A 25,860-nucleotide genomic window follows, 5' to 3' on the forward strand; every position below is an offset into this window, starting at 1 on the left:
GAGGTGACACGGATGTTGCTCCGTATTGTTCGAAGTAACTAGTCGTCGGGCTGGGTCAAAACGCGTACCAGCTATCAAGGGATACGTCTGTCCATTTGATCCTATTCGACCATTTACACTAGAACGATTTGGCACAACTCTCTTGTCCTGTTCAAACAAACTCACATTGGAGGAATATGAAAATGAAAAACAAAATAGATTACGCTGACTTTTATGAACGAGTAGGCCGGACGAATGGCTGGAACTTCAGCTCCATGAACGTTGTCTCGGAGAAAATCGGATGGAACTTCTATGAGGAAGTTGTTCGCCATACGCGATCGTCCGATCTGTTGCTGGATATTGGAACAGGTGGCGGAGAAGCTATTCTGTCCATTGCGGAAGATGCCTTATTACTGGTGGGAATTGATCTCGCTCAAGGAATGATTGAGACCGCACAGCATAATCTTCAGGCTACGGACGGTCATTCCAATGTACGCTTTCTTCATATGGACGCAGAAAAACTGGCTTTTCCAGATTACTTCTTTAATGTGGTATCTTCCAGACACTCTGGGTTCTCTGCTTCAGAAGTATTTAGGGTTCTTGCTCAGGGTGGGATATTTCTAACCCAGCAGGTCAGCGAACATGATAAATCCAACCTTTCAGAAGCTTTTGGCCGTGGACAGAGCCTTGGCATTCAACCTGGTACATTGATGGAACGATACATACATGAACTTCAAAAAGTAGGTTTCCAGGACATTCAGGTCCGTGAATATAATGTGGTGGAGCATTACGCTACATCCGAAGATTTGATGTTTCTCCTAACCCATGCACCCATCATTCCTGATTTCGGGAAGGTAGACACTGACTTTGAGCGATTCCAGCAGTTTGTGAATGAACATCACGACGAGAAGGGCATTCGTACCAACTCGGCACGCTTCATGATCACTGCCCGGAAATAAACGATTCCGTATTGAATAAAATGAAACAAAAAAAGTCCCGGTCTCATGTTCGAACTATAACATGGTGACCGGGTCTTTTCATTATGTTTGCGGAGGCTATATGTTAAATCAGAGTTACTGCGTAATCTCCAACTTTTCCAAAAAGGGCTTTAATTTATCCACGACATAGTGGCTTCCACCCCGGCCGTTCACCTCTTCAATCACAGCGGATAACAGAAAGGTCGGAGAATCGGTATCAAATACTACGAAAAATCCGTTTTCCTGCCCCTTCTCTCCCTTCTTTGCTTTCAGTTCGGCTGTTCCCGTCTTGCCCGCGAGTCCTCCAGGTATTGAATTCAAGGTATGAGCAGTGCCTCCCTGACGGGAAACAACTTCTCCCAATGCATCCTTAACCGTATTTGCGGCTTCCGGAGTAATAATTACCTCAGGCTCAGTGCTTTCTTTTCCCTCGATCAGAACAGGTTTCACCAACTTCCCTTCATTAATAAAAGGTGTAAATGACGATGCCAGATGAATCGGGGACATTAACATCTCCCCTTGCCCGTAGGACGTATCAGCGAGCAACACCTCGGACGACAGATTCAGATTCGCTTCGTTGGCATATTGGCTCGGCTTCAGATACAATTCATCCAGTCCAAAGTTATCGCCAAAACCAAATTTCTGGATCCCATCAATAAACTTGGCACTCCCCATCTCGATCGCTTCCATCGCAAAGTAAATATTGTCCGAGTACACTAGTGCATCGACCATGTTAACCGGTGATAAACTCTTCACACGCTTGACATAATAACCGCCCCAGCTATCGTCTTTACGCCATTGCAAGCCAGAGATATCATGGGTTTTGTCCGCTGTGGTTACCTTCTCCATCAGTCCCGCTGCGGCTGTAATCGCTTTGAAAGTTGATCCTGGTGCATATCGGGTAGTGACTCTGTTGATAAAAGGAAGCTTCTCATTCGCCGAATAAGCATCCCACTCTGCCTGAGTAAGTCCTGTGACCATTTTGTTCGGGTTATAGGAAGGCGCACTGACCAAAGCCAGCAGGTTGCCGTCCGTCGGATTCATCAGAACCATTGCACCGGCGTCTCCACCACTGGATAAAGTCTGATACAATTTCTTTTGCTGTTTGGAACTAATCGTCAACTGAATATTCTGTCCATCTACAGCATCCTTGCGAATAAGCTCAGAACGGGAGTTACCGGATTCATCGGTGATTTCAATCAGACCACCACGTTCACCACGCAGCTGCTTCTCCATGGACTGCTCCAAACCGGCTTTACCAATCCAATCCTCGGCGCGATAATACCCTTCCGTATCCTTATCCAGATCTTCCTTGGTGGCTTTGCGCACGTAACCAATCAGGTGCGCAGCCGCATCGCCGAGTGGATAATAGCGGATTTCCTTGCTTTGCATCGTAACCCCGCTTAGAGATTCTGGTACGTCAAACTCCTCCGTTGAACCAATCGGGACAAAATATTCCGGCTTCACCCATGTCTGCGCAAGCGCCTTATGAATGGCATCTTCCGAAACCTGATAATGGCTCGCGATTCGGGCAATCATCTGGTCCGGGTTATCACCAAGTTTCTCAGGTACAATACCCCATTCATTCATCGTGCCCTTGGTAGCGAGCGGCAAACCATCACGATCCACAATGTCTCCACGATCCGGGAACAGTGTCCTCACTCGTACTTTACTGCCCTTAACCATGTCATTCAGGATCAGTGAAGGCTGCCAGTTAATTTGCCAGTTTTTGCCCCCGTCCTCAAGCTCGTGCCGGACCAGTTTCAATGTATGCGTCTCACTGACTTCTCCCAAAAAAGTTGTCAGTTGCAGGTTGTAATCCACCTCATACGTATCCGGGTTTTGTTTCTCTGCATCGGTCTTACTGCCATCGGAAGCCGTTTCGGCAACATCCACAGGTTTAACCTCTGCCTTGACGGTGGATACTTCCATACCCGAATAGATCGCATTGTATTTCTCAACAAATTGTTCCTTGTTCATGCCCGACTCTTGCAGCGAAGCAGATGTCATCAAGGTGTACAACTGGTCAAACTCTTTTTTTTGCAGATGCTCTATGTATTGATTCACGGTAGTCTGGGGTTTGGCCTCTGCTTCTTTGTTATTCTGCATGTATAGATACATTCCGATTCCACCTGCAAACAAGATGGGCAGCAGTCCGTACATTAATTTACGTTTGGATTTCATGGTTACATCACCTCTAATATACACTATAGATTTCCAGAGCCATTTAAACAATGAAACAAATCTGACGAATTTATCATTAAAAATAGCCGAAAGCTCACATAATATGTTTAAATAAGGATAGTGAGATTACATACTAAAGCTTTTTTGCTATGCAAAAGGCTGAAAAGGAGCCCGATGATGGAAATCAGCTATTTTTTACTCCCCAAAGCCGAAGTGGCCTATATCAAGTCTACCGCTTCCATGAAAGATGCTATTGAGCAATTGGAATCGCAACACTACACCGCCATTCCCGTGATTGACCAGGATGGAAAATATGTTGCTACCCTGTCCGAAGGCGATTTGTTATGGAAAATGCGAAATACACCCGGATTGACTTTTGATACGATGGATCAGGTTCAAGTCCATGAGATTAACAATCGGGTATATAATGAATGTGTATTCATTGAGGCTGAAATGGAGGATATGCTGACACTTGCAGCAGACCAAAATTTTGTGCCTGTGGTGGATGTCGATCGTGTCTTCCTCGGTATAATCCGTCGTAAGGATATTATTGAATACTATACGCGTAACATTTCGGATTAGATGAAGCCAAACATCCCGTAATAATCGAAAGGGTACTCCTGTGGTCATATTTTGGCCAAACCGGGGTACCCTTTTTGTTTCATGGTATGGTCGGAATCACTCTACTTGCGTTTAGCCCGCTCTTCAATGTAATAACTCAACACGTCCCTCGGGCTTCCCTGAAATGCACGCTCTCTGCCGAACTCATACGCCTGATGCAGATACAAATACGCCTCGTCATGCTGTTCAAGTCTCATGCAGATCATGCCGAGATCGATCAACGGACTCGTATTTCTATCCGAACTCCGCGTTTGCAACGATATCTCAGCCCACGGCTTCGCCAGTCCATACTGCTTCAGATCGATATGTGCATTCGCATGACAGGATGCGATCCAGCTTGCAATCTCCCATTCCATCTTCGGCTCGGGCAACATGCCCCATGCCTGATCATAATAGATAAGTGCTTGTTCATGCTGCTGCGTCTCATCCAGCACATTACCGGCTTCTACCGTTTCTACAATTTGTCGCTCCAGTTCGGCATGTTCCGGTGTCAGATCTTTCATTGTACCGTCTCCTCCTCCAGGACGAAATACCACTCCAGAAAAGCATTGAAATCAGCCCACTGTGGCTCACTCTCGCCATTAAGAAACCGTTCAATCGATTCGCCCAGTTCCACCAGCACCACTTCTCCCGTCTGACGGTTGTAGAAAAAACCACCTTCACCTTCAAAACTGTCCAGTGGAATATACGCCTCGGGAAGTCCCAGTGTAAGCTGTGCTACATTCATGTCTTCCATATATACGGTGTTCTCCATAAACCAGCAGATCTGATACAACTCCTGATGCCTGCTGTAGAAAGTCGGTCCATCCTCTGCATGTAGATAAAATTGTGCAAAATCCGACTGAAGATCAATCTCCAGCTTTTGCAATGCTTCTTCATATGCTGCTGGAACATCTTCATGCCACCAGCCTTGCTCCTGGCAATGATCAATCACTTTATTGGATAACATCGCAGACCTCCTAATTCAATTTTGCTCACACAAATTTTACAGGTATCCAGACTTGGGGAGGTGTGCAGTGACCTTTGTACACTTCAAGTTCCGGAATCCCTGCATGCTGATATGAAGTGGAAGGAAACCACTCTGTCATAATATGGTGCCATAACCTTTGTATCGCTTCCGGCTTTAATTCATCCGCTTCAAATACAACCCAATGGGACGCGGGAAGTTCGATGGACACCAAACCTTCAGGCACCTCACCTGAGTGAGAGGTAGCAATCCAGTACTCCATTTGATTGTCATGCAGCTCTCGCTGATCTACACAGATGCCCACCAAACCGGGAATAGCTCCGTTATTGAACCCGTTTAAACGTTCCTCAATTCCGTCTGCCAAAGCATCCTTCCACATCTTGGGAATTCCCCTTAAATTCTCACCATCCACACAAGAGAACGTTCGTTTGATGCCCACAAAGGTAAGGGACTGTTGTTCGATCACATTATCATTCACATTCATTAGATGGACTCCTCTCCGAGAGCGATATGGGGTACGGTTCTCCATGACCTATTCATGAAAACATTGGTGGGCGCTGCTGGCATCCGGAGCCGTAAAAAGATACGTTCCCTTTACCTCTCCGCGACAGCCTGGAATCTACAAGATCCCGATCCTCTTCTTCATTCAAAACAATTTGATACGTCCCATCTTCCTCTCGAAAGCCAAGGTCATGTACATTCGTATGTTGTTTATAGTAGCCCAGCTGCAAAAAGGCTGGTTGCTCTTCTGACATTTTGCCTGTGAAAGCCGGATTGGGGAACTCCTCATCAAAACTGGCTTCATCTGGTGCGAAACCTTTATAGAAACCGTTAACTACATTGCCTAAAAGATTCAATTTCGCATCAGTATCTGAAGTGCTTGTTCCATATATGATATATACCTCCGATATGTCACAGTTACTGTATCAAAAGAGCAGGAGGATTGGAAATAAAACCACTACGACTTACTCCACCTATTCCCTTGAACAAAAAAAGCCCGCGATGAACGCGGACTTGAAGAAGTATACTCCGATTACTTCAATTAAATATTAAGCGAACTAATCTACACTTTTATTGAAATCAATGGCGCACCTGCGGAGATTTGCTGAGTCCCAATCCCACGGATGGATGAATAACTGCCACTATTGGTGATAATCACAGGCGTGATTACGTGCAACCCTTTTTCACTGATTTTCGTCAAATCCACTTCCATTAGGACATCACCGACATTTACACTATCGCCTTCCTGTACTTTGAGAGAGAAACCTTCCCCTTTCAGTTTGACCGTATCCAGACCAACATGGATCAGGACCTCCACGCCATCGTTGCCAATGATTGCAATCGCATGTCTCGATCTGGTTATCGTGGTAACTACACCATCAACAGGAGATACGATCGTTCCACTTGAAGGGATAACCGCAATTCCTTTGCCCATCGCTTCACTGGAAAACGCCTCATCTGCAACACTTGCAAGGTCCACTACCTCTCCAGACACAGGGCTACACACAATCATCTCTGTTTTCGCAACAGATGAACTTGAACCTTCATCCGTCCCTTCAATACCAGAAACAGATATGGCATCCGTTGTGCCTTGGGTTGCTAACTCGCCGGATTTCGTGCGGGTTTGATATCCCCATAGATAGGTCAAAATGAAACCCACTACCAGACCCACTGCCATTTGCAAGACATAACCATAGAAGCCGGAATCAATGCCTTGAGGATTGACTGCACCAGGAATACCGAATACGCCGGATGGAGCAAACGCATAAACTTTGGACAAAAAGGCTCCACCGATCACTCCACCAATACTACCACCGATAATCGCCATTATGAGCGGTTTTTTCTGAGGAAGCAGTACACCGTAAAGTGCAGGTTCACTCACACCGAGCAATGCTGTGCCTCCAGTTGAAATCCCCAGTGTTTTCATCTGTTTATCCCGTGCTCTCAATCCAAAGGCCAAGGCTGCACCTGCCATCGCAAACTGATTTGCTGCCAGCAATCCCATTACGGAGTCGTAACCCACGGTTGCCATGTTGTTAATAAAGATTGGAATAAAGGCCCAGTGCAAACCAAACATAACAATGAGAATCCATGGGCCACCCAATACAAGTCCAGCAAGAATCGGATTGAAATTGTAGATAGCCGTTGTAATATCAGCAAGACCGTTACTGAGGTATGTGATGACAGGACCAATGATGAACAGTGTCAGCGGCACCGTAACCAAGAGTACGATAAATGGGGCCAGGAAATATCTGAAACCTTGCGTGATACGCTTCTCAATCACACGATTTAACAGGGATGCAAACCATACCGCAACAATTGCGGGGAACACGGATGACGTGTAATTCATCATATTCATCGGTAGACCGAGGAAGGTCAACTGATGCTCAGAGCCTACAAAATTCACAAGCGCGGGGTAGACCATGGAACCTCCAATAATCATTCCCACATATTGATTCAGGCCAAAGTATTTGGCGGCGGAGCTACCCAGGAAAATCGGGAAGAAATAGAACAGTGCATCACCGATAGCATTCAGCACGATGTACGTTCCATCCGTTGCCGTCAAAGCACCGAATGCAGATAGACAAGCCAGCAATCCTTTAATAATACCACTTGCTGCAAGCGCTCCCATAACAGGCATGAATACACCGGAAATCATGGATGTGAAGCGGTCGAAGAGACTTTTCTTCTCACCTTGTACATCATTGGAGGATTCAGTATGGCTCATGTCTCCCAGGAGGGAAGACAGCTCATTAAAAACGGGAACAACCTGATTCCCGATGACCACCTGATATTGTCCTCCTTGCTGAATAACGGTCAGCACGCCATCCATTGCTTTGATCTCTTCGGCATTGGGAATTTTGCTGTTCTTCAGTTCGAATCTCAACCGGGTTACACAGTGGGTAACCTTATTGATATTTTCTTTGCCTCCGACACTGCGTAACACATCCGTTGCCAGTTGACGATGATCCATGCCTGCTCACTCCTTCATGGGTGAGATATGGAATGAACATATAAGCTCTTGTGAATTCAATGTTCATTCCATATCTATTCTCAGTACTGTAAATAGACATTACCTACAATACCTGTCGGTTCCTGAATCAGGAACTGGGACAGGAAATCTTGCTGTTCTTTTACAAGCGTATTCGTCACTTCAATCACAAGTCTGTTGCCCTTTGGTTGTAAACATCCGCTTGCTTCGTACGCATAAGGCGGACAGATTCGCGTTCCGATATCATGCCCATTCAGCCACACTTGAGCTACTTCGTACGGTTCATGAATGACCAGCCGCGCTGCTGCCGGTACTTCGTGCATATCGAACTCTATCTCATATCGCACGGTCCCCGAGAACTCGGGTAACATCGTCGGTACGGCAAGTGAAGTAAGTCCAGCACATGTCCCATATGCAGAGAATTCCGGGTATTGCTTAGCCGTTGCCAAGGAGAGCTTCCACTCTCCTCTAATCTCGTGTAGGTTGGTGTATGAACAATGTGCAGTTGAGACTTCCGCGATCTCCTCACTCAGTGCAGTCCCCTGCACAATCAACACAGATTCATATTTTTCGAGCCTCAAGGAGAATGATTGCTTGTTTCCATACATGCTGGTGTGAAGTGGTGAGAGTGTATTCGCAAAAGCATTATAGATGTACATCTCATCCACGCCCTTCAAAGCCGGAACGGTAATCGTGGTCTCAATCGCTTTTGCCGGATCTTCATTGAAGAACATATATACCTCACCGTCGTTATGACGGTAGTGGTAATAACGCAAGTAGGGCTGGTATTCCGAAACGGTGATCTCATACACATGGTCACTCCGCAGGCGCGTCGCCAGTTCATCTAGTGCAACAATACTCACAGATTTCTGCTTCTTCAGATCTGACAACTCGCTCGTGCAATCCTCTCCTTCACTGCTTCGAGCAGGAAGTCCATCCACGAAATAGACCTGTAAACCGGCTTCGGCATAGGCAACCAGTTGAGCAATTAATTGACTCGGTAGCGCTTCGGCATAAGGGATAATCAGGGCAGGGAACTGTTCACGGTTCATCTGGAGTTTTCCGTCTTTCACCTGCGCCGAGATCACCAGTTCCGATGGAACGATGTCAAAATCTATCTGGTTCTGCGTAAGCTCTCTCGCGGGCTTCTGGAACAACATATACTCTCCAGCCCACTCCGCTTCTGCATGATACAGAATGGCTGCCGGTGCAACATGCACACCATCCGATAACAGATGACTTACTCTGTTCATGTAGTAAGTTAGTATTGGCAGATACCGATACTGCGGATCATATCCGTTCGCGTATAGATGAGGTGGACAATCTGGATCAGGATACTTTTTCGGCGAAAATGCATGTGGCACAAAATGGTTCACACCCCGTACCAGCATGTGGTCCGTTAGCCATTTCATCAGTTTCAGCCCTTCTCCGAACCCATATGCACCGTACACTTCACACATGGTACGACCGTGCTTCTTAGGGTCCAGGTGTCCGAGTGAGGTTCCCATCTTCGCCATTCCATAATGGAAGAACTCACCGTCCCATCCAGTGGATGTGAATGATTTGTAATAGCCATCATCCATGCCTGGCAGAATCTGATGAAGCACCACGTCAATGCCGGACATATCCTGCCCCCACAGACTGCGATAGAAATGCCCTGTACCATAACCGAGTCTTGCATGAGCGTTATTGTCTTCAATGACATGCCCAATGTACTCTACACCATGGGCGCGACACCACTCTCCCAATCTGTCCGTGAAATGTTCTGCGTATAATCGAGTGATCAGATCCATGTAGCGATAGCGCATCTCTTGTCCTTTCACACCTGCATTCGCCCACAACAAGGGGAGTGAACGAATAACATCATCGTCGGATCCTTCCTGCTTTAACATGTCCTGCAAATCTTCACACCACGGAAGAATCATATCTAGGCGTCCGATGGAAGCCAGTGGTCCTTTTACATTGCCAAACCTTGGCTCATCCGAGAAAAATCCAGCCAGTGTCGATCCAAAATCATCTTTGTATCGATCATAATGTGCCTCGTACACCGTATCAATCAGCACCTGTGTGGCTTCGGGCACAATTGGATTCAGATATCCTTCGGTTGCTTTTTCCCCTCCATCATAGGTAAGAACCAGCGTAAAGATTCTCCAACGCCCCTCAGGCAGATCCCAGTGCACCGTTCCTTCATGTAATTGTGAGGTCAGATCAACCAGGGAATCGGGATCAATCTCATCAGGTCCCGTTTTGCGAGCGGCAACTACACCAACAATCCGATCTTTAGCCGAGAAGACTTGCTTTTGTTCTCCCTCATGATCCGACTTTACTTGCTCCACTCCAACACTAACACCTCTCTGGCCGGGTCGTTGCAGCGCCCATTTCACCAGAATTCCCGCCTGAAGCTGGGGTCCGACGAAATCCTGTTGATGTATTTTCAGAAACTGCTTCTGGTACTGGGGATAATCCGTCTTGATTCTGCCAGCGGCATATCCTGTAGGAAAATGAGAATCATCCAGAATCCACACTTTCATCTTCCGGTTACGCGCCTCATCCATGATGATATCCAGATCTGTCCACCATTGGGGTCCTACAAAATCCGGATGCGGGCGGGATTCCACACAAACCGCCTTGATGCCACTCTCATCAATAATCTGCATATGTTCACGCAGTACAAGTTCTTCTTCACCATGCTGCCAGAAGAAAGGCAAAATATAATTACTCTCCCTGTTTCCCAACACCTCGGTCATCTTTCTCATCAAAAAACCTTCCCTTCTGCTAGACGAACAACTTCGTTGTCTACTTCTCTCCCCTATCTATCAAGTATCAAAATTACATATTCCAGAAAGAATTTTCCACATGAAATAAAACGTAAATCATTACAATAATCCCTATTAATCAAGCGTAATCAGACAGAATATAAATATAAAAAGATGTTTCATCCCTTCACACTTTTAATATAGCGCTTTCAAATAAAGACCGAAATATCAAAACAGTACATATTGACTGTCATAAATTCAGATGTTAAGGTTACTTCAAACTTTAGCCGAATGGAGGCAGTGAGCATGAATCACGACCAATTGGATGCACAGCTTCGTAAGCTTACGGACAGGGATCTGCATTATCAGGCTCATCCTTCTGCACGCTCTGCTACGTACGATTCATTGAAGAGAGTATTCCATGAAGGACAGGAAGTTTACGTTTTTGCGGACATGATTGGAGAGAAAGACAATATCACCATTTCCAAGCACACGCGGTTTGCCGAGGTACCCTTTCATATTCACACTTTTATTGAACTCAGCTTCGTGTATTCCGGTCAGTGCACCCAGATTATCAACGGAAAACAGGTCACGTTACAGCAAGGACAGATCTGTATTGTGGATACAGGTGTGCCCCATGCCATACTGCCCACATCGGAAGAAGATATAATCATTAATATTCTGATTCGTCAGAGTTACTTTTCCTCTTCGTTCCTGAGCAAACTCGCCAACAACGGCATTCTGTCTCACTTTCTGGCGAATGCCATCTCGGATCGTCAGAATCATAACCGATACATTATTTTTCACTCTGAGAACAACACCAACATTCCCACCCTGATGAAACAACTACTCTGTGAATATTATGATCCGTCACTCGGGTCATCCGAGATGATGGATTCCTATATGTTGCTGATCTTCTACGAACTGCTACGTGTATTCCAGTACGATACGAATCGTCCTCGTACACTGACGCAGAACAAAGTGACGATCATCGAAATTTTGAAATATATCGAGAATCATTATATGGACTGCACCCTCACATCCACCGCGGATCATTTCAATTTTAATGCCAACTACTTGTCCACTTTGATCAAAAAAACAACTGGTCAGACCTTCAAGAATCTGGTTCAGAGTGAAAAACTCAACTACTGCTCGTTCCTGCTCGCCAATACCGATCGCCCAATCTATGATATTGCTAGCAATACGGGACATAGCAACCTAAGCTTCTTTTACAGAAAATTTCAGGATCATTTCGGCATTACGCCGCAGCAATATCGGGAGCAATACACAACCCTGCAGCAAGAATGAACCTGGTTACCATGGCATAACATGGGTGCATCGTTGCTGGGATATCGAATATACCAGGTTCATCTCAGCCAGCCTTTCCTTATTCTGGTGCAACTTTCTTCCTAGTCGTTCGTCTAACTACTGATTAAATCAAAAGGAGATGACTATGCGAATAACTTGCAGCCCCGGTTTTCCTGGAAGCATGATTGGATCGATTGATCTTCAGCCATCGAAGTATTACAGCGAACCATCCATGAACAGCAAGATCACAGATCATGTTGATCCTGAACTCGTTACCATTCCCTATGTGGAAGATCCGGAATTTGGATCACACTTTGACGCCATGAAGGTCATGAACGGAACTTATAAAGATGAAATGCATGTGAGCTATGATGTCGAGTTTACGATTGATGTAGATAAAAAAGGTTATATTACGCAATTTGAACATACGTTCCAGCTGGAACGTTATCTGGATCTGGTGCGAACGCAGTCCTATAAAGTGATCAAGACAAACTGGCGTGGACAAACATTTCACGTGATGACGTACAGTTACCTGGAGGAAGTCATTCATCCGAAAAATGTTCTTTTTAAATGTAACCTCGCAGAAGACGTTTTTTTGGTAGCTGAACTTGTCCCCAATCGCTCAGATGAAAGTGCAACTGAGCACGGTATCAGGGATCTGCATTTCCGTGCATTAATCTCGGCACGTGATGATCTATACCCATTAGATTATATGTGTGAGCCTGATTTCGACCTGAGTCTCGACTAAAAAGTAGATACATATGTAGAAAGAGCATAAGCTGTCCCGAATAAGCGGGGTGGCCTATGCTCTTTTTTCAACAAATGAACCACCAATTCCACTCATTCAGACCCCCTCCTTCACACGCTCGGCCTTATGCTCCCCATGCCTTGCTCTAAGCAAAACTAGCTGTAATGTCGATGAATATACCATAATGCTGAACATGCATATGTTCTTCGTACGTTCAGATATGAGAGGGGATGGAAACATGGTTTACCGGAAAAATAAAATGCATTCACTGTTCACTCTGCCCTTGGCAGGGTTGCTGTTTCTGTTATGGGGTGCTCAAGCGGCACATGCGGAACAGATCGACAGTTTGTTACCTGAGCGAAGTCAGCAGGAGATTGTTCAAAAGTGGAATCAGTGGATGAATGGCAATGATACCTCTCCCCTGTATACAAAGACACCTTCGACAAGTGCTCCTTACTCTGCTGGTGTGGTAAGTGACGCCTATCTGGATCAAGGGCTGAACGCAGCCAACTTTTATCGTTTTATCACGGGGCTACAGGGCGATCTTGTGCTTGACCCGACATTGAATCGTCAAGCCCAGCATGGGGCTGTTGTGGTCTCCACGGGTGGATACCTGTCCCATTATCCAGAGCAGCCAGGAGATATGCCAAAGGATTTCTTTGACATCGGTTCAAAGTCTGCCAGCAGCTCCAATCTGTACGTTACCAGCAGTGCCAAGAATAACGTCCTGACAAAAAGCATTCAGGCCTACATGAATGATTCGGATGCCTCCAATATTGATCGATTGGGTCATCGGCGCTGGATTTTGAGTCCACAACTGCAACGAATCGGATTTGGACTCGCCACTCGTAGTGAAGCAGGCAAGACATATGATCAGTACTATAGTGCCATGCAGGTATTTGATAAAAGCAGAACGGGGGGAACTTCGTTCAACTACAGCCTGTTCCCGAATCAGGGAGCTTTTCCAATCGAAGCCTTTGGCAGTACACAGGCCTGGTCTGTTCAACTGAATACAGATGTATTCGCGAAGCCATCACTGTCTGAGGTACAGGTCGAGATGACTCGGACTTCCGATCAACGTACATGGACCTTTAATGGCAAGAATCAGAACAGTGGCTTTCCAACCGGTTATTACAACGTGGACCCTGCGGATAAACAATGGTTTAATCAAGCCTATTTCAATGTAGAGACAGGTGGATATGGATATGGCTACGCCATTATCTTCCGTCCCGACGATGTGCAATTGTTAAAGAACGGCGATACGTTCAACATTCGAATTACAGGTCTGCAAAAGAAAAACGGTACAGCAGCGGAAATCTCATACTCCACGCGTTTCTTCCATGTTGACGGTGTTCAAGATACAACACTTACCCGTATAACGCCAGGACAACAGGACCTGAACGTTCGAGCAGGAGAACAGATTGATCTGCCTTCGATCACTGCCGTGAATGATAACGGAACATCCTATGTTCCACAGTCTAACGTCTCCTTCACCACGACGTCAGATCGCATCGCCATCAAGGATGGAAAAATCATTGGACTTCAGACCGGTAAAGCTGAAATTCGGATTCGTTTTGAAGGGAAAGAAGCGTTTGTCTCTGTTACGGTCACGGGAATTCCCCAATTAACTGATGTCCGCACACATTGGGCAAAAGATGCCATTCAATGGGCCGTTCAACAGGAGATGGTCAGTGGATACGAGGATGGAACGTTCAAACCCAACAATCAGGTGAGTGAAGCCGAATTCCTCTCTATGGTGTTTAAGCTGTATGCGAATTCCCATGTCATTCAGAGCATCGATGCTGCAGAGGGACAGGCTATCAAAGGAGACATCTGGAGTGATCGTTATTATACCTATGCTTCCGCGTTGAATCTGAAACTGGATGCCAGCAAACAGAATCCGAAGCTGCGCAATCATGCCTTGAACCGAACAGAAGTAGCCGTAATCGTGGCGGGGCTTGGCGGTAAAAATTATACCCAGGATGAAGATGCCATCCGGTATCTGCTGAACATGGGATACTCTTCAGGCAAAACCGCAGCTACGGTGCAAGGTTATGCGGGACAAGAATCCTTGACCCGGGCAGAGGCCGTTGTTTTTCTCCAGAACCTGAAGGAAAAAGGCTTCGAACTATGGAGCAGACCGAAGAATGCCACTGAAGCTACCGAGAATGAAAAGAACGGCGGACTACCGGATCAGACCATGAAAGCAGTATATTCTGCCGATCACACGCTGGTCCTTCAAGGTACATTCCCGGCGTATGCCAACCAGACGATGCCAATTAAAATCCATGGTCCTTCGCCTGCTGCAGAGCATATCCAAACCCAGCAGGTTACAACAGATGCCTATGGCAATTTCAAATTAACGGTAAGTAACCTTGATGCGAAGGAACTTAACCTCTATGTGGACGTACGCGAAGATTATTCCTACTGGATCAGTGTAGAAGCGGGGCGTACTGCGATAAGTGATTATACCGAGTAACATGTAAAAACCAGCTTAGGAATTCTACATTGAATTCCCAGCTGGTTTGTTTTTTCTCGAAATATATTATTTCTCGTGTGAACATGACATGTTTTTATTGAATTGGAGAAGCGTCGGTCTGCACTAGAAATTAAATCGGATGACCGAATTGCTCTGCCTTTTCTGTCATTATCCTCGTTAACCTCGCTCTTAGTCCGCTCATCCACTCCGGCTCATGTGACCACTGCTCTGCAACAGATCGAAGCATACGCACATAACCGTACAAGTTGGCAAAACGGCGACAAGCGGGGAACATACTCTCCAGATCATAACGTTCTCCTGCCTTGGACCAGTACCCGTTCAGGAACAATTGTTTCTTCTGCTCCCATTGTTCAGGCTCGATCTCCTCACGTAAACTATCCAGACTCTGTTCCACGTCCATTGCGTACCAGTGATACATCGAGTCATCAAAATCAATGGCATAACAAGACTGGCTATCTTCGTCATAGAAGACATTATCCAATTCAAAATCGTAGTGGATGAGTCCGAAATTTTGCTTGTTCATCGGCCAAGCCGCAAAATATGTTCGGAGAAAATCCACCTCACTGAGAGCAGCCGTCTCGGCAGGAAAAACCTTCAGGATCTCCTGCATCCAATTCAAAACATCTGTATAGGTCCAGCGTTTCTCCTTCTGCTCAGGCATGAATGTACGTGATAGATGATGCAGCTCACCCAACGCCTGACCATAGCTGTACAGGATGGAGTCATTCAAATCAATACTTCCTAACTGTGATCCGGGTACTCGCTTGAATATAGAAGCATAGTACGTTCCCCATGGGGTGTGAGCCTCAACGAGTTCTGTCCCTGAATGAGAAGGTACAGCCTGCATGGCTCCATACTGATTCGTTCGAAGATAACGGAGGAAATCCAATTCCGCGCTGAGGTTGACTTGATTTTTTTCCTCTACCGGGGCAAAACGAAGCAATCTCACTTCCCCCTGATCTCTGAACGGATACACGGCATTGGAGGATATACGATAATACTGAAACATGTCCAGCGACTCAGGATCATAACTCCAATTCTTTAGAATCATCTCGGCAAGATCATTATTTTGAAATAAATATTTTAATTTTAACATGGGCATTTCTCCTTTTTGATCGTTTCATGTGCATTGCTTACAGCCATCGAACACCTATTTTTGCGCGCAAAAAGCCGCAGGCTATGCCTGCGGCTTTTAAAAATTCTGAGTGTATGAGAAATTTGCACAAGCAAATAAACCTCGCACACGCCAGAAAAAATGAGCAGTTATATCCCTATATATCGGCAGATCTCAGACCGACTGGGAAACTAGATGTTTCCACCCTATGGTCTGCCGGAATTATTCAGTTTATGCTTACCTTCATTGTAGTGATAGAACATACCATCTTAGACCGTCGTTTCATGACGCTCACTCCCTTCAAAAAACAGCTGTTTCCATAATAACCCATAGACTAAATGTAAGCAATTACAAAATGACGATACTCCCATCATTTTTTACTGGACAACCATCACCCGTTCGACCGTCTCGGTGTTGTCCTTATACCACACCATCACGATGTCTTCTTTTTGAAGATCAGACACTGGAATGGACGAATTCGCACTTGGGCTGGAATTGCCCGAACGCGGCGTGCCCATACCTTCAGTAATAGTGACATCATCACTTATACTCAATTTCATTTCCATTCCGGTATCCTTCCATCCCCTACTTGGAGATGAGGTATCCTGCACCTCAAGTAACGCCAGCGTAACTGTGTTTTCATTCACGGAGATGACTCTACCCGTAATGTCAGCATTCATCATCCCCTGCGTCATGCCAGGACTGTCTGTTCGATCATTCATTCCCGCGGTGCCCCTTCCACCTCTCGGTGTTCCTCCATTCATGCCAAGTCCACCACCATTCGGCATGCCCCCACCGTTCATGCCTTGCACAGAACCGGTGTTGGTAATATTCTGGGCGGCTATAACATCACAGGCCGTAAGCATCACCGAGCACCCCAGCAAAAGGAGTATTGTAACCGATGTGAAATATTTATTTTTTCGCATATGATCACCTTTTTCTCAGGGAATACTTCTCCAAGGTACCTTTACGATGGAATATGAAGTCATACGTATCTTTGAAACCCATATAGGACAGCACAACCAACAACGGATATACAGGGTAGATGTATCTGGACTTAATCTCCCACAGAATATAAAATCCGATGAATCCGAGAATGACCAGGATTAAGGAGACTTCATCATACCGTTTACGACGAATTCCACCGAACAACCGGATGAAAATAAAACAGTACATCATGAAATTCATCACATATACGATCCAGAGCAAACCTGTCCGATAAGCCGAATCCCCTTGCAACAGTTCTGTTATCGCATTGGTATAACTGTAGGAGCCTGCGATTCCGCCTCCCCTTCCTCTTCCGGCACCGATGGAACTTTCATTGCCGATTCCGTAGCGGTCCATCTGGTATGTCCCTTCGGTCCAGGTCCATATGATCTTTTTGTAATACATCTGCACCAAGTCACTCGCACTTGCTTCAGACAGCTTGTTGCCAATCTCTTGTTTGAATAATGCTGCGCTCTCTGCCTTACTGTAGTTGGCCTGCCTCTGATAGATCTGATAACTCTCCATATTGTCCCAGAAGCCAAAACGCTCCAGATTAATCCCCATATTCAGCCACATATAGACCGGTGCAGCATTCTTTCCGACAGGTTCGCTCACAGCACCGGAGAATTGAAGAACCACATTCTGAGTCCAGGTTGGTACATTAAACAACATAGCCAGCACACCGATGGAAATGATGACTTTCTTCGTTCCGATACTCCGCAAATTCAGCAGGATATATATGATGGCAGCAATTAGCACGATCACGCCAATGCTTCGGAAGTAATTGCCCAACGCGAGAAAAACGGCGGCAATGACGATTGTTTTCCAAGACTTTTCACGTACAAAACGAATAACAAAGTATAAACAAGATGTCAGAAAAGCTGTGGCAATCACATCGTTATAGATCAGGTTGTTCAGGAACAAGGAAGGCAGGTACGTGGCTGCAATGATCAACACACCGTAATCACGTTCTGTGGATCTGTCATTCACTTGTTTATAAATAAGATAAATCATGAACGTTGTTAACATTGAAAACAAAATATTAAATAGTTTGATGACCAGATAGTTATCCGGGAACAGGTACAGCAATGTCTTCAGGTACAATACGATCGAATAGTTAAACGGGAACATGTGCAGATAACCACCCGTTTCAAACGAAGAGTAGTCTTGGTCATACAGCATGTTCATGGCGAGTGAAAGAACGGTCTGTGAATCATCGGTAGGCACTCTCGGAAATACAAAAATGATGATGATCTGAATGACCAGAGAACATAACAGCACAATCGGAATGACAACCTTCGGACTGTATTTGTTCAGCTTCAGACATAGAGCATATAACCCGACACCTGAACCAAGAAGCAAAAGAATGACCGGGAGAAAAACACTCCACTGCTGCATGCCCAAAATAGGATTGTCCCCATACAAGGCGTAGTTATACTGTGCCCGTACCAACAAGGACGAGGCAATAAATACCGCAACAAACACGAGCAAAATGAGATAAAACGACTTATGCAGCACCTTAGACATGCAAAAACTCCTTTTCGATTACAGGATTCCGTGAGTATTATAATGGCTCTGGCTGAAAAATCGCTGAAAGGGAGTAACGCTTGCGATCGGTGCGGATCAGTATGTGTATACAAACAGAAAAAGACCGTCCCTTCGATAAGGTAACGGTCTATATGTCCATTTTATTAGAAGTACAGGGCCTTAAGCTAATTGTTGAAGATCACTTCTCGTCCTTGATAAAGTCAATGATATCCTGGATCTCACAATCCAAAGCCTCACATATTCGATTCAGCGTATCGAACTTCACACCATCGGTTTCTTCATTATATAATTTGGCAATCCCATTTCTATGTAATCCGGTCATACACACAAATAGACCGCCCCCCTCGCAAAAGGATGCGGTCTATTGTTGATCATCTTTCTAAGCGAAGCCCACCGCCCTTAAAAGCGGCTATTGCTCGGAGGAGTCGTGTTACCAGCACGGCTCTCTTTGCATTTTACGTCTAATCTGCTCTTATTATACCATACTCAAATCTTCGGCGTCACATGTAAACCACGCTAGATACGATACATTTCTTTATACTCATCCACATATATAACTTCAATACAATTCGACCAATTCAGAAACGAACCGACAAAATCCTGAATGTCCAGACCCGGCATCTCATACGTCTCCGCTGTGTTCACCGAACCTGTTGCGTCCTCAATCTAGGTTACCTCTGATCGTAATCTACATGTTTCATGTATATGACTGGCTCATGTTGCTGTTCAAAATCAGCGATAGCCGCTTCAATCTTGCCCAACTGAGCTGTGAGATCCGTTTTTACCAATTACTACTTCTTCTGCTTCTTCTCCCGAGCTTTTTCCACATTTTCTTTCACCCGAAACGCCACAATCCGGCGGATGAGATCCTCGGGCAATGGCTGGTCCAGCGGAAACTGGACAGATCCCTTAGCCCCTTTGTATTTAGAGAGTTCCTCCTTGAACGCCAGAATCCCACTCGGAGCAGGGTAAAACCCAATATGATGCTGGTAAGCGGCAAAATGAACCAAATTCCCATGCTGTGCATACGTAGGCATCTTGTAACTGATCTTCTCTTCGGCGTTCGGAGCCGCTTCACGAATAATCTGTCTTATTGCCTGTAATCTCACCTGTACATCAGGTGCAAACTCCGAGATATATTCATCTACCAGCACCGAATAATGGTTACTCTCAGCCATCTTGGACTCCTTCCACCACGGATACATCAATGGATTCGTGGTACGGGCATATTTGCTTATATTGTACTTCAAATGGACAAGCGGAACAGCTATTTTCCTGCAACTTGGAATGTTTAAATTTGATTTTCAAGTGAACTAAGCCTTATAATACGTTTAAACAATTAAACATTATAACGGAGTGAGCCATGAACGAGTCGATGGGTAACCAAAAAGTTATTGATATTTTCGAGAATCTAAGTCCTTATCTTCAAGGTTTGGGAGATCCCGTTCGCCAGCGAATCATATCGCTGCTCATTGATCAAGAGAGCATGAACGTATCGCAGATTGCAGAGCATGTCCCCATGTCACGCCCTACGGTCTCTCATCACTTGAAAATATTGCGTCAATCCGGGCTGTTATCGGTTCAGAAAAAAGGTACGGAGATGTATTACAAGCTGGAGTTCAACGATGCGATCGAATTACTCAAACAGCTCGTTCATCTCGTAGAAGTGGAATGTCAGAGCTAGCGCATACCGCGCTGGTGAACCGCATTCCTTTTCTTCACTCTATTATGTTCAATAGTTTAAACATATAAGTACATAAACATATCAACGGAGGTTTATCGAATGAATAGAAAAAGAGTTCTCATCGCTGGAGGCTATGGTGCTGTAGGGGCACAGCTTGCCCGCATTTTGCATGACAGGCATCCTGATCTGGAATTGGTATTGGGAGGTCGTTCTGCGGGTAAAGCAGCACCTTTTCCATCCAATCGTGTCCAAACGGTTGTTGTTGATACCAATGCACACGATCCACTGATTCACGCAGGAGAGAATATATCGTTAATCATTAATGCAGTGAACGATCTGGATGATCGGCTACTGGTATCGGCAGTGCGGAGAAAAATTCCACTCATCGATGTAACACGCTGGACTGAAGTGTTTAATCAAGCGATCCGTACAGTAGAGCAGGAGGAACTTCATGCCCCTGTAGTGCTGTCCTCTGGATGGATGGCAGGAACAGCTTCCCTCTTTGCCATGATACTCTCTAACTCTCTGCAACATGTCGAAGTAAACATTCATGCCTTGTACTCGCTGCGAGATAAAGCCGGGCCTGACTCAGCTGCCTTTATGGATCGAATGAGTATTCCTTATCAGATCACCGAATCCAACACGAACCGGCTTGTCTATCCCATGACAGATCCGATTAAAGTACATTTTCCGAACGGGTATACAACCCCATGTTACAGACTGGATACACCCGATCACGTCACTTTGCCTCATACGAGTCATATCGATTCCGCCAGCTTCCGCATTTCATTTGATAGTAAAGTATCTACCTATGCACTCGCCGGATTGGTCAAAACCGGAGTATGGAAGATGATCAGTGGTGAACGTTTCCAGCCATTCCGGCGGAAATTGCTCTATAATCCGGGAACCGGGAGTGCACATCATCTCGTCATTCAACTGAAAGGACTAGATGCAAAAGGAAACGAGGTTGAACGAACGATGACGGTCTCTGACCCACTCGGTCAAACTCATATGACTGCACTCGGCGCTGCGGTGCAAGCCGAAAAGATACTCATGATGCCAGCGGACGAGCCTATGGCTCCAGGCGTCTATTATCCTGAGCATCTGTTCGATGATCGAATGGACATGGATGCGGTTTCTCATTTTTTCAAACAATACGGCGTTCAAGTATCCCATTCCTGATATCCAGACATAACAAAAAATCCGCGAAGCCGCTCACTGCAAACAGTGGGACCTTCGCGGATTTTACAAATTATAATGGAGGTATCTATCGTGTCCAAGTGAAAGCTTGGGTCTGGAATTACAACGTCATGGCTCGACCATTGCGCATCAGATAATCTTCTTTTGCTTTGTAATCCGGCATGATGCTGCCGATCCGCCGCCAGAAAGAGCGATCATGATTCATGTGGTGAATGTGGCAAAGTTCATGAATGATGACATAATCAATCACTTCCAGTGGCGCCATCGCCAGGCGATAATTGAACGTAAGTTTTTTGTCCCAGCTGCAACTGCCCCACTTGGTGGGAGAATCTACGATCTCTACTGACTTCGGCTTCACCTTCAACTCCTGCTGATAACGACCAATGCGCTCCCCAATCATGCGTTTACACTCGGCAAAATAAAACTTCTTCAGATTCGCCCGCAACTCTTCTTCTGTAAGCCCCTCTACAGGGATTAAGTCATGCAGTGCATGCTCCTTGCCAAAAAGCAGAAACTTCCCCTTGCCCTCATCTTCGTATTCCTTGGCTTGAGGACCGTCGAGCGCCTGCTGCATCAGAGTGGATTTCTTCAAAATCACATCCCCATGCTGCTCTACAAGTTGCCGGATCATGTCTTCACTGGTACCATTGGGTGCTTTGATTGTTACCATATAAGGCAAGTCCATCGTGATGGACAATTTCTTGCGTTTGCCGTATTGGATATGACAGTTAATGCTGTGATTATTTAATTCTATAGTTAACATAACGCGCTCCGCTTCTGAAGTTATTCATTCAACCAAATCAAATTGTATACCATCTCCGACCATAATGCATACTGTTCGACGATATATATGTTTGTATTGTATTTTTATACATTACTATGTATTATTATTTAATTATAAAATCGGAGGTTGGATATGACGCATACCATAGATTCAGAACACAAAACCATTGAAGAACTATCGCTTAACCACTGGCAACCCTTGTCCACCTTACTGTATGACGGTTGGGTACTCCGTTTTGCCAAAGGATATACCAAACGTGCCAACTCCGTTCAACCGATCCACTACTCCACTCTGGATGTGCATGAAAAGATTGAGGATTGTGAGCGCATCTATGCTTCCAATCAGTTAAATACCATATTCAAAATCACACCGTTTATTCAGCCGGATCATCTCGACCAACTTTTGCAAGACAAAGGGTATGGCGTTGTCGATCTGACCCGTATCCAGACTCGGAGTCTGGAAGAGATCAAAGAGCCTGTGCACCAATCTGTACAGATCGACGAACAGTTGACCACAACATGGCTGGATCACTTTTGCCGGTTGAATCAGGTGAATGATCTGCAACGGGAAACGACGGAATTAATGTTGGACAATATCCGGACAAAGGTAGGTTTCATCTCGCTGTTGATCGACGGGCAAGTCGTCGCTTGTGGGTTTGGTGTCATCGAACGTGGCTATATTGGATTGTATGACATCATTACAGACGCTAACTTCCGGAATCAGGGCCTTGCTGAGCAGATGATCTTGCATCTATTGCATTGGGCAAAAAGGAATGGCGCTACGTATAGTTATCTGCAAGTCGTTGCGAATAATGTACCTGCGTTAAAGCTCTACGCGAAGCTGGGTTATTCCGAAATCTATAGCTATTGGTACAGAGTCAAAGAATAGAGTGTTTTCTAATCAAGCTTAGATTGTGGATTCTTATATCATATTCAGTCTGACAAACAGATTAATTCAAAACGACATCTTGAAAGCAAAAACTGCCCTCCTTCTATAAAAGAAAGGCAGTTTTTAATTTGGCTTCGTGATTGTTCGAAACTCTTCACACCGTTCAGCAGTTACTCCGTGCGCTTTCTACAATGGCAGCTTCACTAGCACCTCATATTTCACGTCGGCTTGTATATTCTTGATGATGTCGCCTGCAATTCGTTGGCCGTCAACATGCACTTCAATCGTCTGGACAGTTGCATCCTTCTTCATGTTTACGTTCAGCTCAGCCCCGCGGAACAACCGCGTAACCGATGCCTCGTTCCAATCTTCTGGTAACTGCGGACGAACCTGAAGCCCTTGTGCATGACCCTGCAATCCAAACAATCCGTCGATCAGACAACGATACACCCAAGGCACCGTGCCGGTGTTGAACAGATGACTAGAGCGCCCAGCTGTACGTGGGAATTGACGATAGGCTCCGCGATAATAATTCGGGATAAATACAGGTAGCTGACCCCGCTGGAGGATATCCTCGCCATCAGGGCCCGGAATCATTTTACGCAGCAAACGATACGCCTTCTCCTTCTCGCCCACCAGGTACAACGCGTAAATATAGAACGCCGCCGCGTGATTGTACACTGCACCATTCTCTGCACTTCCCGGATGTTTCTGCGTAACACGGCCTACATCTTCCCGCATCGCTGTGAAAGACGGCGCGAGCTTCTCGACACCATATGGCGTCTCCAATTGCTCCTCTACGGCACGGATTAACTTCTCCTGTTTCTCCTGATCCGCAGCACCGCTCATAAGTGCCCAGCTCTGAGGATTAATATAGATGCGTCCTTCCACGTCTTGGCTTACGCCAAACACTACGTTATCATCCGTAATTCCGCGGGCATACCAGTCCCCATCCCACAGATACTCATTTGCTACCGCATTGGTCTGATTGGCTTCCTGACGGAATTCCGCTGCAACTTCGGCATGCCCTGCCTGTTCACCAATATCTGCCCACACATTGAACGCATATGCCGTCGCAATGGTCAGCCAGCCGGATACGCCTTTGCCTTTGTATCCCACCATGTTCATCGGATCACACCAGTCACCCTGATTGATATAGTTCAACCCGCGCGCATCACGCTCATGGATCAACCAACGCATCGCAAGATTCATATGTTCCAGCACGGAAACCTTTTGTTCACTGTCTGTAAAAGCAACCTGTTCCTCCAAAATGCTATAGTCATTCGTTTCATCCAGATAGGTCTTCATACAGACCGGAAGCCAGATACAGTGATCGGTATGAGGAACCTGGTTGATATATTTCAGTTCTGCGTCCGGGTGCAAAATAATGCCGTCTGGCATCGCACCGCTTATATGCTGCTGAGACAAGGCCGTCAAGAACGCAGCCCGCGCAATCTGCGGCTGAATGTAGCTCATACCCATGTTGTCCTGCAAATAATTCCGCGTCTGCGGATCGGTTGTCAGACGGTTGGTTTTGCCATGATAGTACATCTGGCGAGGCAGCCAATGATTCACGACATTATCTAACCAGCTGTCCGGTGTCTCAATCTGGATGTTCCCTTGCCCTTCCGCAATATAACCAGCATACTTCTGCTCGGCTGCGGTGAAACCATCCTGTCCTTCCTCATTCTGCTTCACAAAATAATGCTGACGGATGCCCTCAATCTCTGTCTCATCATGAGCCGGACCAAAGATGAATCGATACGCCTGCTCCGCTCCCGCTTCCAGTTCGACTCTATATTGCAATACAGCTACAGGTGTCTCGTACCGTGCATCTCCACCTGCGAGTGTCTCTGACTGAAGGGCAGAAGGATTATGAAGTCCGCCTTCGCCTTCAAAAGTCTCATGATTCACTTCCCACGCGGTCGGTTGGTGATCTGCAAGCAGATAGGTTTTGTCGCTGTAGTTTTTGATTTTGCTATAATCCTGATATTTCTGATACGGCGTAATTGCCGAGCAGACAATGCCCTGCAAGTCTTCCACATATGAACCGGATTGGTTCATCCAGGACATATAACCGACCGTATAATACGGGTAGATACTCAGCTTGCGTTTTCTCGAAGACAGATTGGTTACCTTCACACGCCATAGCTCCATGACATCTTCCTTCGGCAGACGCAGGGACATCTCGATGCAAATGTCGTCCTGAATCACTTTCCAATGAATATCATGTTTACCGACAGCGAACGTATAGCTATCCGCCTGTTTGCGAACCGGTTCATACGGGGCTGAGAAAATTTCGCCACTTACTTCATCTTTAATGTAGACAAACCGTCCCGGATGGTGGGCATAATATGGCTGCTCCGGCTGCATAAACGTCTTCGCTTCCAGGTTGGGCGCATACGAGTATTTGGCAGGTTCGGGCTGCATGAATTGGGCCACCGCGTACCCCCGGCAATTCACATGAATCATCATCTTTTCATTCCAAAGGAATCCGGATGCCTTCGGTAAACTTGTCGGGCTTGTTAGTTCAACATATTGATTATCTTCCGTTGCTTTAATCATCACTGAACCTCACTTTCAGATTATGGAGTCAAAAGACAGAAAACGTTTTAGGTAACTT

Annotated in this window: 21 protein-coding genes and 2 pseudogenes; 8 read left to right on the forward strand and 15 right to left on the reverse strand. The window is 45.8% G+C overall.

Annotated features, from left to right (window positions below; translation table 11 throughout):
* Positions 1 to 182 precede the first annotated feature (182 nt).
* Positions 183 to 938: a class I SAM-dependent methyltransferase gene (locus QF041_RS16075; protein ID WP_307414905.1), complete on the forward strand. Its 756-nt coding sequence runs from the start codon at positions 183 to 185 to the stop codon at positions 936 to 938.
* Between the two features lie 114 nt (positions 939 to 1,052).
* Here QF041_RS16075 and pbp4 read toward each other — a convergent pair whose 3' ends face one another.
* Positions 1,053 to 3,140 carry a penicillin-binding protein PBP4(5) gene (gene pbp4 / locus QF041_RS16080; protein WP_307414906.1) on the reverse strand — a complete coding sequence of 696 codons (2,088 nt, stop codon included), beginning with the start codon at positions 3,138 to 3,140 and terminating at the stop codon, positions 1,053 to 1,055.
* Positions 3,141 to 3,317: 177 nt separating this feature from the next.
* On the opposite strand from pbp4, the gene QF041_RS16085 reads away from it, so the two are divergent.
* Positions 3,318 to 3,722 (forward strand): CBS domain-containing protein, encoded by a 405-nt coding sequence (locus QF041_RS16085; RefSeq protein ID WP_047840578.1) that lies wholly within the window; start codon positions 3,318 to 3,320, stop codon positions 3,720 to 3,722.
* Between the two features lie 101 nt (positions 3,723 to 3,823).
* Here QF041_RS16085 and QF041_RS16090 read toward each other — a convergent pair whose 3' ends face one another.
* From QF041_RS16090 to QF041_RS16115, 6 genes are all read right to left on the reverse strand, one after another.
* On the reverse strand, positions 3,824 to 4,264 hold the full coding sequence (locus QF041_RS16090; protein WP_307414907.1) for a hypothetical protein: 441 nt from the start codon (positions 4,262 to 4,264) through the stop codon (positions 3,824 to 3,826).
* The gene (locus tag QF041_RS16095) at positions 4,261 to 4,710 is read right to left on the reverse strand and encodes a hypothetical protein (RefSeq protein ID WP_076217251.1); all 450 of its coding nucleotides are present in this window, start codon (positions 4,708 to 4,710) and stop codon (positions 4,261 to 4,263) included. Before QF041_RS16095 ends, QF041_RS16090 begins: the two co-directional genes overlap by 4 nt.
* 25 nt (positions 4,711 to 4,735) lie before the next feature.
* Positions 4,736 to 5,212, reverse strand: coding sequence for a GyrI-like domain-containing protein (locus QF041_RS16100; RefSeq protein ID WP_307414908.1), 477 nt, complete (start codon positions 5,210 to 5,212; stop codon positions 4,736 to 4,738).
* Positions 5,213 to 5,264: 52 nt separating this feature from the next.
* A complete protein-coding gene (locus QF041_RS16105; RefSeq protein ID WP_307414909.1) occupies positions 5,265 to 5,585 on the reverse strand; it encodes a hypothetical protein in 321 nt (106 codons plus the stop codon).
* 206 nt (positions 5,586 to 5,791) lie between these two features.
* Positions 5,792 to 7,702: a beta-glucoside-specific PTS transporter subunit IIABC gene (locus tag QF041_RS16110; RefSeq protein ID WP_307414910.1), complete on the reverse strand. Its 1,911-nt coding sequence runs from the start codon at positions 7,700 to 7,702 to the stop codon at positions 5,792 to 5,794.
* Between the two features lie 80 nt (positions 7,703 to 7,782).
* Positions 7,783 to 10,476 carry a glycosyl hydrolase family 2 protein gene (locus tag QF041_RS16115; RefSeq protein WP_307414911.1) on the reverse strand — a complete coding sequence of 898 codons (2,694 nt, stop codon included), beginning with the start codon at positions 10,474 to 10,476 and terminating at the stop codon, positions 7,783 to 7,785.
* A 306-nt stretch (positions 10,477 to 10,782) separates the two neighbouring features.
* On the opposite strand from QF041_RS16115, the gene QF041_RS16120 reads away from it, so the two are divergent.
* The 3 genes from QF041_RS16120 to QF041_RS16130 all read left to right on the forward strand — a co-directional run bounded on the left by QF041_RS16120 (position 10,783) and on the right by QF041_RS16130 (position 15,011).
* A complete protein-coding gene (locus QF041_RS16120) occupies positions 10,783 to 11,784 on the forward strand; it encodes an AraC family transcriptional regulator (protein WP_307414912.1) in 1,002 nt (333 codons plus the stop codon).
* Positions 11,785 to 11,929: 145 nt separating this feature from the next.
* Positions 11,930 to 12,532: a hypothetical protein gene (locus QF041_RS16125; RefSeq protein ID WP_307414913.1), complete on the forward strand. Its 603-nt coding sequence runs from the start codon at positions 11,930 to 11,932 to the stop codon at positions 12,530 to 12,532.
* Between the two features lie 238 nt (positions 12,533 to 12,770).
* Complete coding sequence (locus QF041_RS16130; RefSeq protein ID WP_307414914.1) at positions 12,771 to 15,011, forward strand: S-layer homology domain-containing protein; 2,241 nt, start codon at positions 12,771 to 12,773, stop codon at positions 15,009 to 15,011.
* Positions 15,012 to 15,141: 130 nt separating this feature from the next.
* On the opposite strand, the gene QF041_RS16135 is transcribed toward QF041_RS16130, so the two are convergent.
* The 6 genes and pseudogenes from QF041_RS16135 to QF041_RS16160 all read right to left on the reverse strand — a co-directional run bounded on the left by QF041_RS16135 (position 15,142) and on the right by QF041_RS16160 (position 19,859).
* Positions 15,142 to 16,128, reverse strand: a complete 987-nt coding sequence (locus tag QF041_RS16135; protein ID WP_307414915.1) for a phosphotransferase enzyme family protein — start codon at positions 16,126 to 16,128, stop codon at positions 15,142 to 15,144.
* 395 nt (positions 16,129 to 16,523) lie between these two features.
* Positions 16,524 to 17,072, reverse strand: coding sequence for a hypothetical protein (locus QF041_RS16140; protein WP_307414916.1), 549 nt, complete (start codon positions 17,070 to 17,072; stop codon positions 16,524 to 16,526).
* A 4-nt stretch (positions 17,073 to 17,076) separates the two neighbouring features.
* Entirely contained in the window at positions 17,077 to 18,660 is a 1,584-nt protein-coding gene (locus QF041_RS16145) for a glycosyltransferase family 39 protein (protein WP_307414917.1), read from the reverse strand.
* Positions 18,661 to 18,859: 199 nt separating this feature from the next.
* Positions 18,860 to 19,003 (reverse strand): annotated as a pseudogene (locus tag QF041_RS16150) (helix-turn-helix domain-containing protein); the annotation flags it as partial.
* 194 nt (positions 19,004 to 19,197) lie between these two features.
* Positions 19,198 to 19,347, reverse strand: a pseudogene (locus QF041_RS16155) (cysteine hydrolase); the annotation flags it as partial.
* 125 nt (positions 19,348 to 19,472) lie between these two features.
* Positions 19,473 to 19,859 (reverse strand): iron chaperone, encoded by a 387-nt coding sequence (locus QF041_RS16160; protein ID WP_253505713.1) that lies wholly within the window; start codon positions 19,857 to 19,859, stop codon positions 19,473 to 19,475.
* A gap of 185 nt (positions 19,860 to 20,044) precedes the next feature.
* On the opposite strand from QF041_RS16160, the gene QF041_RS16165 reads away from it, so the two are divergent.
* Both QF041_RS16165 and QF041_RS16170 read left to right on the forward strand, forming a co-directional pair.
* Complete coding sequence (locus QF041_RS16165; RefSeq protein ID WP_017690570.1) at positions 20,045 to 20,365, forward strand: ArsR/SmtB family transcription factor; 321 nt, start codon at positions 20,045 to 20,047, stop codon at positions 20,363 to 20,365.
* Between the two features lie 99 nt (positions 20,366 to 20,464).
* Positions 20,465 to 21,547: an SDR family oxidoreductase gene (locus QF041_RS16170; RefSeq protein ID WP_307414918.1), complete on the forward strand. Its 1,083-nt coding sequence runs from the start codon at positions 20,465 to 20,467 to the stop codon at positions 21,545 to 21,547.
* A gap of 118 nt (positions 21,548 to 21,665) precedes the next feature.
* On the opposite strand, the gene QF041_RS16175 is transcribed toward QF041_RS16170, so the two are convergent.
* Positions 21,666 to 22,328, reverse strand: a complete 663-nt coding sequence (locus QF041_RS16175) for a M48 family metallopeptidase (RefSeq protein WP_307414919.1) — start codon at positions 22,326 to 22,328, stop codon at positions 21,666 to 21,668.
* A gap of 153 nt (positions 22,329 to 22,481) precedes the next feature.
* Between QF041_RS16175 and QF041_RS16180 the strand changes: the two genes are divergently transcribed.
* Positions 22,482 to 23,237, forward strand: coding sequence for a GNAT family N-acetyltransferase (locus tag QF041_RS16180; RefSeq protein ID WP_307414920.1), 756 nt, complete (start codon positions 22,482 to 22,484; stop codon positions 23,235 to 23,237).
* A 186-nt stretch (positions 23,238 to 23,423) separates the two neighbouring features.
* On the opposite strand, the gene QF041_RS16185 is transcribed toward QF041_RS16180, so the two are convergent.
* The gene (locus QF041_RS16185) at positions 23,424 to 25,802 is read right to left on the reverse strand and encodes a GH36-type glycosyl hydrolase domain-containing protein (RefSeq protein ID WP_307414921.1); all 2,379 of its coding nucleotides are present in this window, start codon (positions 25,800 to 25,802) and stop codon (positions 23,424 to 23,426) included.
* Positions 25,803 to 25,860: the final 58 nt, after the last annotated feature.

It is taken from the genome of Paenibacillus sp. W2I17, from assembly GCF_030815985.1.
Taxonomy (GTDB): Bacteria; Bacillota; Bacilli; order Paenibacillales; family Paenibacillaceae; genus Paenibacillus.

Excerpts from the sequence above, each read along its gene's own strand:
- QF041_RS16100 (WP_307414908.1), bottom strand. The coding sequence starts at position 5,212 with ATGAATGTGAATGATAATGTGATCGAACAACAGTCCCTTACCTTTGTG.
- QF041_RS16075 (WP_307414905.1), top strand. The coding sequence starts at position 183 with ATGAAAAACAAAATAGATTACGCTGACTTTTATGAACGAGTAGGCCGG.
- QF041_RS16125 (WP_307414913.1), top strand. The coding sequence starts at position 11,930 with ATGCGAATAACTTGCAGCCCCGGTTTTCCTGGAAGCATGATTGGATCG.
- QF041_RS16170 (WP_307414918.1), top strand. The coding sequence starts at position 20,465 with ATGAATAGAAAAAGAGTTCTCATCGCTGGAGGCTATGGTGCTGTAGGG.
- QF041_RS16185 (WP_307414921.1), bottom strand. The coding sequence starts at position 25,802 with ATGATTAAAGCAACGGAAGATAATCAATATGTTGAACTAACAAGCCCG.
- QF041_RS16090 (WP_307414907.1), bottom strand. The coding sequence starts at position 4,264 with ATGAAAGATCTGACACCGGAACATGCCGAACTGGAGCGACAAATTGTA.
- QF041_RS16165 (WP_017690570.1), top strand. The coding sequence starts at position 20,045 with ATGAACGAGTCGATGGGTAACCAAAAAGTTATTGATATTTTCGAGAAT.
- QF041_RS16140 (WP_307414916.1), bottom strand. The coding sequence starts at position 17,072 with ATGCGAAAAAATAAATATTTCACATCGGTTACAATACTCCTTTTGCTG.
- QF041_RS16180 (WP_307414920.1), top strand. The coding sequence starts at position 22,482 with ATGACGCATACCATAGATTCAGAACACAAAACCATTGAAGAACTATCG.
- QF041_RS16135 (WP_307414915.1), bottom strand. The coding sequence starts at position 16,128 with ATGTTAAAATTAAAATATTTATTTCAAAATAATGATCTTGCCGAGATG.
- QF041_RS16110 (WP_307414910.1), bottom strand. The coding sequence starts at position 7,702 with ATGGATCATCGTCAACTGGCAACGGATGTGTTACGCAGTGTCGGAGGC.
- QF041_RS16160 (WP_253505713.1), bottom strand. The coding sequence starts at position 19,859 with ATGGCTGAGAGTAACCATTATTCGGTGCTGGTAGATGAATATATCTCG.
- QF041_RS16095 (WP_076217251.1), bottom strand. The coding sequence starts at position 4,710 with ATGTTATCCAATAAAGTGATTGATCATTGCCAGGAGCAAGGCTGGTGG.
- QF041_RS16085 (WP_047840578.1), top strand. The coding sequence starts at position 3,318 with ATGGAAATCAGCTATTTTTTACTCCCCAAAGCCGAAGTGGCCTATATC.
- QF041_RS16145 (WP_307414917.1), bottom strand. The coding sequence starts at position 18,660 with ATGTCTAAGGTGCTGCATAAGTCGTTTTATCTCATTTTGCTCGTGTTT.
- QF041_RS16120 (WP_307414912.1), top strand. The coding sequence starts at position 10,783 with ATGAATCACGACCAATTGGATGCACAGCTTCGTAAGCTTACGGACAGG.
- QF041_RS16175 (WP_307414919.1), bottom strand. The coding sequence starts at position 22,328 with ATGTTAACTATAGAATTAAATAATCACAGCATTAACTGTCATATCCAA.
- QF041_RS16130 (WP_307414914.1), top strand. The coding sequence starts at position 12,771 with ATGGTTTACCGGAAAAATAAAATGCATTCACTGTTCACTCTGCCCTTG.
- pbp4 (WP_307414906.1), bottom strand. The coding sequence starts at position 3,140 with ATGAAATCCAAACGTAAATTAATGTACGGACTGCTGCCCATCTTGTTT.
- QF041_RS16115 (WP_307414911.1), bottom strand. The coding sequence starts at position 10,476 with ATGAGAAAGATGACCGAGGTGTTGGGAAACAGGGAGAGTAATTATATT.